The following is an 11,895-nucleotide window of genomic DNA, read 5'->3' as shown; positions in this document are numbered from 1 at the left end:
TTTTTATAATCCCGCAGCTAAATTCGCCCCGGAGCTGTCTCTTTATGTCTGCAACCCCCGAGAAAGTGTCTGAACTGTTCGATTTCCGTCGCAGTGCCCGTGCGGTGCTGGACACAGAAAAGCAAGCGATTGATGGACTCTATCAGTACCTGAACGACGCCTTCGACAAGGCGTGCGAGATGGTGCTCCGTTGTGGTGGCAAGATAGTGGTCACCGGGATGGGCAAGTCGGGCCATATCGGCAGCAAGATTGCCGCTACCCTGGCCAGTACCGGTACGCCAGCCTTTTTCCTGCACCCGGGTGAGGCCAGTCACGGCGATCTGGGGATGATCTCCGGCGGCGATCTCATCATCGCCATCTCCAACTCCGGCGAGAGCGACGAGATCCTGGCCCTGCTGCCGGTGCTCAAGCGCCGCGGAATCCCGCTTATCTGCATGACCGGCAACCCGACCTCTACCATGGCCAAAGAGGCCAACGTGCACCTGTGCATCAAGGTGGAGAAAGAGGCCTGTCCGCTCGGGTTGGCGCCCACCTCCAGCACCACGGCGACACTGGTGATGGGCGACGCGCTGGCGGTTGCCCTGCTGGAAGCGCGCGGCTTTACCGCCGACGATTTCGCCCTCTCTCACCCGGGTGGTTCGCTCGGCAAGCGGTTGCTGTTGCGAGTGGGCGACCTGATGCACAGTGGCGAGCTGTTGCCCCGGGTGGGGATCGATGCCACCATCAGCGAAGCGCTGCTGGAAGTGAGCCGCAAAGGGCTCGGTATGACCGCAGTGGTCGACCAGCACGGGCTGCTGGCGGGACTCTTCACTGATGGCGACCTGCGCCGCATTCTCGACCAGCAGGTCGATATTCATCGCACCCCCATCAGCCGCGTCATGACGGCCAACTGTGTTACCGTAGGGCCGGAGATGATGGCGGCAGAAGCCGTCAAGCTGATGGAAACGAGAAAAATCAACGGATTACTGGTTGTGGATGGCGACAAGCGCCCGCTGGGTGCCTTCAACATGCATGACCTGCTGAAAGCCGGAGTTATTTGATGCAAAACGTACCGACCCTCTATGGTCCGGTGACGCGCAGCCAGTTCGACAAGGCGGCGCAAATTCGCCTGCTGGTGTGCGATGTGGACGGGGTGCTCTCCAATGGCTTCATCTACATGGGGAACAACGGCGAAGAGCTGAAAACCTTCTGTACCCGCGACGGTGCCGGCATGCGGGCACTGCTCAATGCCGGGATCGAGATCGCCATCATTACCGGGCGCAACTCTCGTATCGTCAGCGATCGGATGAAGAGCCTGGGGGTGGCCCATGTGGTGCAGGGGGCTGATAAGAAGTTGCCTCATTTTGAAGCGCTGCTGACCAAACTGGGGCTGACACCCGAACAGGCCGCCTATATGGGTGATGACACCATCGACCTGCCGGTGATGGAGGCCTGTGGCCTAGGTATTGCCGTTGCCGATGCCCATCCGCTGGTACTGAGCCGTGCCGATATGGTGACCCGGCTTGGCGGCGGTATGGGGGCTGTGCGCGAAGTGTGCGATCTCATCCTGCAGGCACAGGGCCATGACGATTATCAGCCCGAGGTATCGGCATGAGCAGACAAACCCTGTTGTTTGGCCTGCTGTTTCTGGTCGCTCTGGTGGCCTGGCAGCTTGGCAAGGTGGAGCTGGTGCCCGAGGCCAAGGTAAAAACCGAGCACTATCAGCCGGATTTTGTCGCCAGAGATCTGGTGACCACCCGGTTCGATGTCAACGGCAAGCGTACCGAGCGGCTGGAATCCCGATATGCTGAGTATTTCCAGATCCTCGAGCAGGCGACCTTCGAAAAACCGGTGGTCTACATGTTTGACGAGCAGGGACAGGCCGAGTGGAAGGTGACGGCCGAGACCGGCGTACTCAATACCGATGACAACGTGATTCTGCGGGACAAGGTGCATCTGGACGGGTTGCTGCCGGACTCCTTTATCTCCAAGCTGGATACGCCCTATATGGAGCTGGATCTGGTGACACAGGACGTACGCAGCAATCGGCAAGTGAACATTTTGGGTCAGGATTTCCAGACCGAAGGGGTTGGCCTCAAGGGCCATCTGGACCGCAAATATTTTGAGCTACTGGATCAAGGTCATGCCATCTATTTCAATGAAAAACGCTAATCTGGCCCTCGCCGCTCTGATGCTCTGCGGCACAGTCAACGCCAAGGAGTCCGACTTCACCGAGAAGGTCTATGTCGACGCCATCAAGCAAGTGGCCGAGATGCAGGACAACCGCATCACCTTCGAGCAGGATGTGACCATCAATCAGGGCACCATCAGGATCAAGGCTGACAAGGTTGTGGTAACCCGCTCCGGTGAGAAAGGAGCCGAGGTGATGACTGCCTACGGTAAACCAGCCACCTTCTTCCAGATCCTGGATAACGGCAAGCCGGTCAACGCTCATGGCGACAGCATTCGTTACGAGCTGAAAAAGCGTCTGGTGACTATCACCGGTAACGGCCAGCTCAAGCAGGAAGATAGCCAGGTCAACGGCGACCTGATCCGTTACGACATCGTCAAACAGAAGATGATTGCCGAGAGCAAGACCCCGAACCAGCGGGTCAAGACGGTGTTCCTGCCCGATCAGGTCGAAAATTTCGACAAGCCCGCCGACCAGAAGAAGCAGGGAAAATAAGCCATGGCAGTATTGAAAGCAGTCGGCCTGCAGAAGAGTTACAAGCGTCGCATGGTGGTTAGCGACGTGAGCCTTGAGGTTGGAACCGGTCAGATCGTCGGCCTGCTTGGCCCCAACGGCGCCGGCAAGACCACCTCGTTTTACATGATCGTCGGGCTGGTGCAGCGCGATGCCGGTCTCATCACCATTGACGATCAGGATATCAGCCTGCAGCCCATGCATGTGCGTGCCCGCAACGGCATCGGTTACCTGCCGCAGGAAGCCTCAATTTTCCGCCGCCTCACTGTGTATGAAAACCTGATGGGGGTGATGCAGACGCGCAAGGAGCTGAGTCGCGAAGAGCGGGAGGACAAGGTTCAGCAGCTGCTGGAAGAGTTCAACATCACCCATATCCGCGACAACCTGGGGCAAAGCCTCTCCGGTGGTGAGCGGCGCCGGGTCGAGATTGCCCGGGCGCTGGCAGCAGAACCGCGCTTTATCCTGCTGGATGAACCCTTCGCGGGGGTTGACCCGATTTCTGTGATAGACATCAAGAAGATCATCCAGCACCTGAAAGATAGGGGTCTTGGCGTCTTGATTACCGACCACAACGTCAGAGAGACTCTGGACGTATGCGAGAAGGCTTATATCGTCAGCCACGGCCAGATGATTGCCGAGGGTGCCCCGGCCGATATCCTCGCCGATGAACAGGTCAAGCGCGTCTATTTGGGCGATCAATTCAGTCTATAGTAAGGGGGCAGCCTTCATTCTCTGTGACAGTGCCTCGCTGAACATAAGGATATCCCGACGTAGATGAAGCCGACATTACAGTTGCGTCTCGGTCAGTCCCTGACCATGACGCCGCAATTACAACAAGCGATTCGTCTGCTCCAGCTCTCCTCTCTGGAACTCCAGCAGGAAATTCAGCAAGCGCTCGAAAGCAATCCTCTGCTGGAGCAGGAAGAGAGCGACGTGCAGGAGACTGCCCCGCAAGAGGCTGTCGATGCCAGCCAACTCGACTCCAGCGATGCCATGGCTCAGGAGCAGATGCCGGACGAGCTACCGGTAGATACCACTTGGGATGAGGTTTACTCCGCCGGTACTGCCCAGAGCGCAGGCCCGATCCACGACGGTGAAGACAGTGTCTATCAGGGCGAGACCACCGAAAACCTGCAGGACTATCTGCTGTGGCAGATGCGGCTCACTCCGTTTAGCGATGTCGATGCCGCCATCGCGCTCGCCATCATTGATGCCATCGACGAGTCTGGTTATCTGACCGTTGCACTGGAGGATATCCAGGCTGCCGTCAGCAGTGACGAGGTGGAGGTCGAGCTCGACGAGGTGGAGGCTGTCCTCAAGCGGGTGCAGCATTTTGACCCGGTCGGTATCGCCGCCCGTTCGGTGCAGGAGTGCCTGCTTATCCAGCTGGAGCAGTATGCCCCCGAGACCCCTTGGCTCAACGAAGCCAAAGAGGTGATCCTCGAGCACATGGATCTGCTCGGCAACCGCGATTATCGCACTCTGGCCCGTAAAACCCGCCTCAAGGAGAGCGACCTCAAGGAGGTGCTGGATCTGATCCAACTGCTGGAGCCGCGCCCCGGCAATGGCATTATCCAGAGCGACTCCCAGTATGTGATCCCCGATGTTTCGGTGGTAAAGCGCCAGAACCGCTGGGTGGTGGAGCTCAACCCCGATTCTGCCCCGCGCATCCGGGTCAACGAGACCTATGCCGCCATGGCCCGCAACGCCCGCAGCAGCACGGATACCCAATTCATCCGCTCCCACCTGCAGGAGGCCAAGTGGTTCATCAAGAGCCTTGAGAGCCGCAACGATACCCTGCTGAAAGTAGCCAGCTGTATTGTCGAGCAGCAGCAGGGCTTTTTCGAGTATGGTGAAGAGGCAATGAAGCCGATGGTGCTCAACGACATCGCCGAAGCGGTGGAGATGCATGAGTCGACCATCTCCCGGGTGACCACCCAGAAATACATGCATACCCCCCGTGGTATCTTCGAATTGAAGTTTTTTTTCTCCAGCCATGTGAACACCGAAGGAGGAGGAGAGTGCTCATCGACCGCAATTCGCGCGCTCATCAAAAAGCTGGTGACGGCAGAGAATCCTGCCAAACCGTTAAGTGATAGCAAGATCGCGGATTTGCTGGCCGAACAGGGTATTATGGTGGCTAGACGCACGATCGCTAAGTATCGCGAATCCTTGTTTATCCCACCTTCCAATCAGCGCAAACGCCTGGTTTAGGCAAAACAAAAGGATGATGTTATGCAAATTAACCTGACCGGACACCATGTCGAGATCACCGAAGCTCTGCGTGATTATGTGAATAACAAATTTGCCAAACTCGAGCGTCATTTTGACCACATCAACAACGTGCATGTGGTGCTTAGCGTAGAGAAACTGAACCAGATTGCCGAAGCCAAACTGCATGTCAGCGGTGGCGAGGTGTTCGCCAACTCCGAGCATGCCGATATGTATGCCGCGATTGATACCTTGCTCGACAAGCTGGACAGGCAGATCATCAAGCACAAAGATAAGTTAAATAAAAAATAACTATGCAACTTGAACACATACTGAGTCGGGACTGCACCAAGAGTGCAGTCCCATGTACCAGCAAGAAACGCGCCCTTGAAATCATCAGCGAGCTGGCTGCCGAACGTCTCGGCACCTCCCGCCAGGCGCTGTTTGAATGCTTGCTGGCCCGCGAGAAAATGGGTAGTACCGGGATCGGTGCCGGTATTGCGATCCCCCACGGTCGAATTGACGATGAGTTCCCGCCAACTGCGATCCTGATGACCTTTGCCGAACCTATCCCTTTCGACTCCATCGACAATCAACCGGTTGACCTGCTGTTTGCCTTGCTGGTACCGGAGAGCGAGTGCAAACAGCATCTCAAGACCCTTTCCCTGATGGCTTCCAAGCTGGGCGACAAGGCGGTCTGCCGCCAGTTGCGTCAGGCTACCAGCGACGAAGAGCTCTATCAGATCATGACCTCGGCCTGATGTGCAGGCCCTGATGACACACCCGTTTTGGCGTGAGGGAACAAGATGCAGTTAATCGTGGTGAGTGGACGTTCGGGCTCCGGCAAGACGGTAGCCCTGCGGGTGCTGGAGGATTTGGGCTACTACTGTGTAGATAACCTGCCGGTCAACCTGCTGCCCCAGCTGATCGTCTCGGTCGAGAGCCAGTACGACAAGCTGGCGGTCAGCATCGACGTGCGCAACCTGCCCGGTGACCCGGAAAAACTGGAGAATCTGCTGGCTCAGGTTCGCAACGAAGGGCGGGTTGAATTTGCCAGCTTCTTCTTCGATGCCGACAACGGCACCCTGCTCAAGCGCTATGGCGAGAGCCGTCGTCTGCACCCCCTGTCGCGCAACAAGCTGTCGCTGGATGAGGCGATCCGTCAGGAGACCCACCTGCTGGCGCCGCTCTCCTCTACTGCCGACCTGCGCATCGATACCACCAACCTCAGCATTCACGACCTGAGCGAGCTCATCAAGACCCGGGTGCTCGGCAAGAAAGAGAACGAGCTGGTGCTGGTGTTCGAATCTTTCGGCTTCAAGTACGGCATACCCAAGGATGCCGACTTCGTGTTCGATGCCCGCTTCCTGCCCAACCCGCACTGGATCCCGGAACTCAAGCCTTTTACCGGCAAGGATGAACCGGTCGCCAGCTACCTCGCGGCGCAAGCTGATGTGATGCTGTTTACCCAACAGATCGAAAACATGCTGGCGACCTGGTTGCCCCATCTTGAGCGCAACAATCGCAGCTATGTGACGGTCGGCATCGGTTGCACCGGCGGTCAGCATCGTTCGGTCTTTATCGCGGAGCGGCTGGCAGCGGCCTTCAGAGCACTGGGCAAGAACGTGCAGCTCCGCCACCGCACCCTCGACAAGAACCCATCCCACTCCTGATGACGCAATAGGACGGCCCAATGACAGTCTCTGCTTCGGTTGAAGTGAAAAACAAGCTGGGCATTCACGCCAGACCAGCCATGATGTTGTTCGAGCTGGTACAGGGATTCGATGCCCATGTGTTGCTGCGTAATGAAGATGGGGTCGAGGCCGATGCAGACAGCGTGATTGGCCTGCTGATGCTGGACTCCGCTCAGGGCAAGCAGGTGGAAGTGCAGGTTGAGGGCCCCGAAGAGGTTGAGGCCCTTGCCGCCGTCGTTGAGCTGTTCACCTCGGGTTTCAACGAGGAGTAGTGGCGACGCTCAGGGCGCTACTCTTGCCAGCGCCTTGAAATCGGCAAAATCACGACAAGCCAGCAGACTTCTGCTGGCTTTTTCATTCATCAGCGCCAGAAAAAGATCGTAGAGCCCCATCGCCTCCTCATAGTCAGCCTTGCTGATGGCCAGCACGAAGATGAGGGTGGCGTTTTCGCCATTGCCCCAGTCGATCCCCTGCGGGGCCAACACGGTATAGGCCAGCGTTCGGCGTGCCAGCAGGCCGAGGGAGTGGGGCAGGGCGATACCCTCGCCCAGCATGGTGGAGACTATTCGCTCCCGCTCCTGCAGGGAGGCCCTGAAGCCGCTCTCTACCAGATCCTCCGCCTCCAGTTGGCTGCAAATGCGATCAAATAGTTCCGCCTGGGTAATCGGCTCGTTGACCACCATGAAATGGTCTGCATCGAAGTATTTGTCGAGCATATAGGGACGGGTGCGGTCGATCAGTACCAGCTTGCCAAGTTGCTCCAGCTGGTACTGGGTCGGGAAGGGGTCTACCTGCACTACCGGCACATCCTTTTCGCTCACCTTGACGGTACTGATGACAAAATCCTGTTTGATCTGCGCCAGCCCGTCGTAATCCCGTACCGATTCCAGCGTGGTCAGCTGCAACTGGGGATACTCTCGCTTGATGCGCGCTTCCAGTACGCGGAAGGTGGCGTTGCCCGCATCGCACAGCAGCAGTGCCTGCGGGCGGCGGGTATAGCCGATATCGTAGTGGCGCTCCAGCCCGACCCCGATATGGATCACCAGATAACCGATCTCGTGGTGAGTCAGCCGGTAAGGGGTCTGCCTGATCCACTCCGAGATGGCTGCCAGCGTGATGTCGTAGGCGAGGGGGTAGTACTGCTTGATGTGGTCTGCCAGCGGATTGTGGCTGCCGATCTGGTACTTGACCCGCAGCAGCATGGCGCTGATGTGGGTCTGCAGGTCGGCTCGCAGCTGCAGGTCACCCCGCAGATCATAGGGGTAGTGCTGGTGGATGTATGTGAGCAGATGTTCCACCAGCTGTTCGCTCTCGGCTGCCATGGCCGGGCTAAGCTGAGGCGTTTCGGCAATCAGGCGCGCCTGGATCTGGATAGCGAGGCAGGCTATCTCCTCTTCTCCCGGCGGGGTGAGGGTCGGCAGTTCGCCATAGATGTCACGGGCGACTGCCAGCAGGGGGACCGTGAGATCCTCGCTGGCGAATTGGCGCAGCTCGTGGCCAGCGGCCTGGCGCAGCAGGGCGACGGCGCAGTAGATGGCAAGCTGCTGCAAACTCTCGTCGGCCAGACGCAGCTGATGATGGCTCAACTGGTCGTGAATGTGATTGCCCACTACCTCCAGAGTTTTGCTGGGGCAGAGGTTGGGTAGCAGGCTCTGCAGGGGATGGTTGTTGAGCAGCTCCTGACAGAGCAGCTGGGTCAGACAGGCGCGGATTGCCGTCTCGCTCCCCTGTACCCGCATGCCCACCCTTGGTTTGCTCTCGACCGTGAGGCCAAAGTGAGCCAGCTGTTCCCGCACTTCCGCCATATCGCCCTGCAGCGCCGTCCGGCTCAGGTACCAGGTATCGGCCAGCTCATCGAGCTTGATCCCCTGTTCTGCTGTCAGCAGCAGGATCTGCAGATGCAGCACCCGCTCGCGACTGGTTCGCGGCAAGGTACTCTCCTGTTCCTGCGCTGCCAGCAATGCCTCAAACAGCGTCTGATTGTAGATCTTCAGCTGGTAGCCACTGCCACGCTGGTGGATCAGGTGGGCACCGTGCGTGGCAATCAGTTCGTTGAGGGTCGCCACATCGGTGCGCACCGTGCGGGTGGAGACATTGAGGCGGCGAGCCAGCTCCTCCTGCGGCAGTGGTTCGGCATGAAGCTGGGTCAGCAGCTGGTGCAGTCTCGGGTGGGGCAGCTTGATCATGTGGGGATGAGCGTCTCCTGTTGCACGATAAAAGGATCGATGTTAACAAGCATGTCACCAGCAGGCCAGGCACCGGTCAGTGATTAAACCGGTGCCCGTGACTGCCATCACGCCAACAGTCGTTTCACTATGGCCAGCAGAGTCCGTACATCATCAGGACGGGTCTGACCGTTCGCGCTGTCGATGATGGAGCTGTAGACGTGGGGGATCACCTTCTCGACCCCGGCATCCAGAGCAATCCGCACTATCTCCTCGAAGTTCTCCAGATCGATGCCGCCGGTCGGCTCCAGCCAGAAGCCGTGGCGGGCACAGGCCTCGGCCACCGCCTGATACTCGTCGCGGCAGGCCAGCCCGCCCATGGGGAAGAACTTGACCGAGCTGCCGCCCATATCCTTGAGCAGGGCGATAGCGGTATCGATGGGGACAATCCCGTCCGGCTGCCCGGCGCTGAGCGGGCCGGTGGAGATCTTCACCATGCCCGGCATGCCGGTGGGGGAGATCAGGCCGTTGACCAGCGTTTCCGACTGGCCGAGCAGCGCCCTGCTGGCGCCAACGCCAGTGAACACCTGGTTGACGTGCTGGGGCTGCAGCTGGCAGGCCAGCTCGGCCACCATGGCGGACTGGCGTGGATCACCGGCCCCCAGCCCGATGGAGAGGGCGTTATCGATAAGCTTGGCGTACTCCTTCATATCGGCAACTGCGGAGGGGATATCCGGGTAGTTTTTGGAGAGCACACCGACCAGCACGTGGCCTTCAGCTGCGCCGTACACCTCGACGGCATTCTCTTTGGAACCTGCCAGCACGTTGAGACAGACCCGATCACGGTAGTAGTTGGGGGTAAGGGACATCAGCGATTCTCCTGAACGAGGTTGGCAATGGCGGAGTGGATTTGGTCTAGCTGGGGCACGGTGACGCTGCGCACATCGATCTCGATATGCCCCTCGTTGGCCTTGTAGCCACGGCAGTAGATGGCAGGCGTGCCCTGTTGCAGACGGTTGACGACCTGCACTGTGGTCATGCCGATCTGCTGGTGGTCGAAGGCGATATCGGTGCGGGCGATGTCGCGCCCCGCGCTGTCCCACACCACCTTGGCGGTGACGCCGGGCAGCTGATTGAGGCGCTCGATGAAGGGGGTCATCTTGGCGACCATGGCGGCGCCGCTCTCTTTCTCTTTGGCTAGATAGCGCTCGATGGCGTGGGTCAGGCCGAGGATCCCCTCCTTGCCCACCTTCATGGCGCGGCCGATGCCGTTGGCTTGCTGCTTGACCCACTCCACGTACTGACGCTTGCCAACTACCAGCCCGCTGGTGGGCCCTTCAATGGCCTTGGCGCCGCTGTAGATGACCAGATCCGCTCCCTGGTTGTAGTAGAGGCGCAGATCCTCCTCGGCGGCCGCATCAACGATGAGCGGGAGCCCGTGTGTCTTGGCCACCTCGGCTGCCTCGGCCACCGACAGAATGCTCTTCTGCACGCAGTGGTGGGATTTGATGTAGAGGATGGCTGCTGTGTTGGCATTGATGGCGGCGGCCAGCTGGGCCGGGGAACACTCGTTGGCGTAACCGGCCTCTATAACTTTGCCACCACCCAGATTGACCATGGTGCCGACCGGGGCGCCGAAGTTGACGTTGTGTCCCTTGGGCAGCACGATTTCGCTTGGCACGTCATGGGGGTGGGCATGCAGGTGCTCAAGGCGGTAGGGGTCGCCGCGCACGATCACGGCGGCCACTGACTGGGCGATGCCGGCGCTGGCACACGAAATGACCACTGCATCTTCCACTCCCAGCAGGTCAGCCAGGTAGGCGCCGGTCTTGTTGACCAGATCCTTGACCTCGAAGTAGTGGCCGAGGCCGAAGTTGACCGCATCGACCACCTCCTGCTCGGGGGTGGAGACGCCGAGAATGGTCATGCGCCCGGAGGCGTTGATCACCGGTTTGAGCTGATATTTCTCATAAACAGAAGGCATGGTGTGATTTCCCATAGTGAGTCAGAACCAGTTCGCCACCGATCAGGACGGCGAGAGGCTGCAGTTGTTGGTCACCGCGGCGAGACTGGGCTTCGGTATCCATAAACAGGGTCGGGCCGCTGGCGACCTCGAACAGGGTCAGATCGGCATCGGCGCCCACCTCGAGCCGACCCTTGCCGGAAAGGCGCAGGGCATCGGCGGCCTGATGGGTGACGCAGGCGAGCACCTGCTCCAGCGTCATACCGATGGCGAGAAACTTCGACATCACGTGGGCCAGACTGTAGACCGGCCCCTTGATGCGGTTCTTGCAGTAGATGTCTGAGCTGATGGTGCGGGGCAGGATCCCCTGCCGGATAGCCAGCTCCGCCACCTCGAAGCTGAAGCTGGCGCCGCCGTGGCCAATGTCGAGCAAGAGGCCCCGCTGCATCGCTCCGCGCACCGCCTGACGCAGCTCGCCAGCCGGGGTCAGGATGCGGTTGGGCTTGCCGTTGAAGCAGTGGGTCAGCAGATCGCCATCCCCCAGCAAGGCAACTATCTCGTCCAGATCCGGCGGCGTGTTGCCCACGTGCACCATCAGCGGTAGCTGGTCGTGGGCCTGTTGCAGCGCCTTGGCCATGCGCAGCGGTTGCAGGCCGTTTTCACCGACCACGCTGCCGCTCATCCGCGCCTTGATGCCGACAATAAAATCGGGGTGGCGGCGAATGGCAGCCGAGGCGAGATCCATATCGAGGTCCCGGCTGTCGGCCAGCTCGTTCTGGCGCAGCAGGCCGATGCGGGAGATGTTGAGCAGGGCGTGCACCCGGGTCTTGCAACCCGCAGCGATCTGCTGGAAGTCATCCACATCGTCGGCCCCGGTGCTGCCAGCGTCGATGACGGTGGTGACGCCTGATTCGACCCCGACCTTGTCCGGCTCATCGTGATAGATGGGGGAGGCGGGGTAGCAGTGGGTGTGGCCGTCGATCCAGCCGGCGCTCACATGCACCCGGCCGCCGAGCTCCAGTGTCTGCCGCGCCGTTGCCGTCTCCGGCAGGGAGCCGATGGCGGCGATTTTGCCCTCCCTGATGGCGATATCGACGAGCTGGCCATCTCCCTGGCGCCCCGCTTTGATGATGATGTCGTACATGCAGATGACCTCTGGCGAGCCGCCCCGCAGGGCGG

General features: G+C 59.7%; 14 protein-coding genes. 10 read left to right on the top strand and 4 right to left on the bottom strand.

Going from position 1 to position 11,895, the window contains the following annotated elements; genetic code table 11:
• The first annotated feature begins 44 nt into the window (after nt 1-44).
• The 10 genes from WE862_RS02485 to npr all read left to right on the top strand — a co-directional run bounded on the left by WE862_RS02485 (nt 45) and on the right by npr (nt 6,860).
• Complete coding sequence (locus WE862_RS02485) at nt 45-1,040, top strand: KpsF/GutQ family sugar-phosphate isomerase (protein ID WP_042030126.1); 996 nt, start codon at nt 45-47, stop codon at nt 1,038-1,040.
• The gene (kdsC, locus tag WE862_RS02480; protein ID WP_042030125.1) at nt 1,040-1,594 is read left to right on the top strand and encodes a 3-deoxy-manno-octulosonate-8-phosphatase KdsC; all 555 of its coding nucleotides are present in this window, start codon (nt 1,040-1,042) and stop codon (nt 1,592-1,594) included. Before WE862_RS02485 ends, kdsC begins: the two co-directional genes overlap by 1 nt.
• The gene (lptC, locus tag WE862_RS02475) at nt 1,591-2,151 is read left to right on the top strand and encodes an LPS export ABC transporter periplasmic protein LptC (protein ID WP_042030123.1); all 561 of its coding nucleotides are present in this window, start codon (nt 1,591-1,593) and stop codon (nt 2,149-2,151) included. Before kdsC ends, lptC begins: the two co-directional genes overlap by 4 nt.
• Nucleotides 2,138-2,665 (top strand): lipopolysaccharide transport periplasmic protein LptA, encoded by a 528-nt coding sequence (gene lptA, locus WE862_RS02470; protein WP_041210123.1) that lies wholly within the window; start codon nt 2,138-2,140, stop codon nt 2,663-2,665. The genes lptC and lptA overlap by 14 nt, the downstream gene beginning before the upstream one ends.
• A gap of 3 nt (nt 2,666-2,668) precedes the next feature.
• On the top strand, nt 2,669-3,394 hold the full coding sequence (gene lptB, locus WE862_RS02465; protein WP_033115458.1) for an LPS export ABC transporter ATP-binding protein: 726 nt from the start codon (nt 2,669-2,671) through the stop codon (nt 3,392-3,394).
• 63 nt (nt 3,395-3,457) lie between these two features.
• Nucleotides 3,458-4,897, top strand: a complete 1,440-nt coding sequence (locus WE862_RS02460) for an RNA polymerase factor sigma-54 (protein ID WP_042030122.1) — start codon at nt 3,458-3,460, stop codon at nt 4,895-4,897.
• 21 nt (nt 4,898-4,918) lie between these two features.
• Nucleotides 4,919-5,206: a ribosome hibernation promoting factor gene (gene hpf / locus WE862_RS02455; protein ID WP_005336323.1), complete on the top strand. Its 288-nt coding sequence runs from the start codon at nt 4,919-4,921 to the stop codon at nt 5,204-5,206.
• A gap of 2 nt (nt 5,207-5,208) precedes the next feature.
• A complete protein-coding gene (gene ptsN / locus WE862_RS02450; RefSeq protein ID WP_042030121.1) occupies nt 5,209-5,655 on the top strand; it encodes a PTS IIA-like nitrogen regulatory protein PtsN in 447 nt (148 codons plus the stop codon).
• Between the two features lie 45 nt (nt 5,656-5,700).
• Complete coding sequence (gene rapZ, locus WE862_RS02445; protein ID WP_042030120.1) at nt 5,701-6,567, top strand: RNase adapter RapZ; 867 nt, start codon at nt 5,701-5,703, stop codon at nt 6,565-6,567.
• 20 nt (nt 6,568-6,587) lie between these two features.
• Nucleotides 6,588-6,860: a PTS phosphocarrier protein NPr gene (gene npr, locus WE862_RS02440; RefSeq protein WP_033115454.1), complete on the top strand. Its 273-nt coding sequence runs from the start codon at nt 6,588-6,590 to the stop codon at nt 6,858-6,860.
• Between the two features lie 9 nt (nt 6,861-6,869).
• Here the strand turns inward: npr and WE862_RS02435 are convergent, their stop codons facing one another.
• From WE862_RS02435 to WE862_RS02420, 4 genes are all read right to left on the bottom strand, one after another.
• Nucleotides 6,870-8,774: a BglG family transcription antiterminator gene (locus tag WE862_RS02435; RefSeq protein WP_042030119.1), complete on the bottom strand. Its 1,905-nt coding sequence runs from the start codon at nt 8,772-8,774 to the stop codon at nt 6,870-6,872.
• 107 nt (nt 8,775-8,881) lie between these two features.
• A complete protein-coding gene (gene dagF / locus WE862_RS02430) occupies nt 8,882-9,622 on the bottom strand; it encodes a 2-dehydro-3-deoxy-phosphogluconate aldolase (RefSeq protein ID WP_042030118.1) in 741 nt (246 codons plus the stop codon).
• The gene (locus WE862_RS02425) at nt 9,622-10,737 is read right to left on the bottom strand and encodes a DgaE family pyridoxal phosphate-dependent ammonia lyase (RefSeq protein WP_042030117.1); all 1,116 of its coding nucleotides are present in this window, start codon (nt 10,735-10,737) and stop codon (nt 9,622-9,624) included. The genes dagF and WE862_RS02425 overlap by 1 nt, the downstream gene beginning before the upstream one ends.
• Entirely contained in the window at nt 10,721-11,860 is a 1,140-nt protein-coding gene (locus WE862_RS02420; protein WP_042030115.1) for an amidohydrolase/deacetylase family metallohydrolase, read from the bottom strand. The genes WE862_RS02425 and WE862_RS02420 overlap by 17 nt, the downstream gene beginning before the upstream one ends.
• Nucleotides 11,861-11,895 lie beyond the last annotated feature (35 nt).

This window comes from Aeromonas jandaei, assembly GCF_037890695.1.
In the GTDB taxonomy this organism is placed as follows: domain Bacteria; phylum Pseudomonadota; class Gammaproteobacteria; order Enterobacterales; family Aeromonadaceae; genus Aeromonas; species Aeromonas jandaei.
This window is presented reverse-complemented; position numbering and strand designations above follow the sequence as displayed.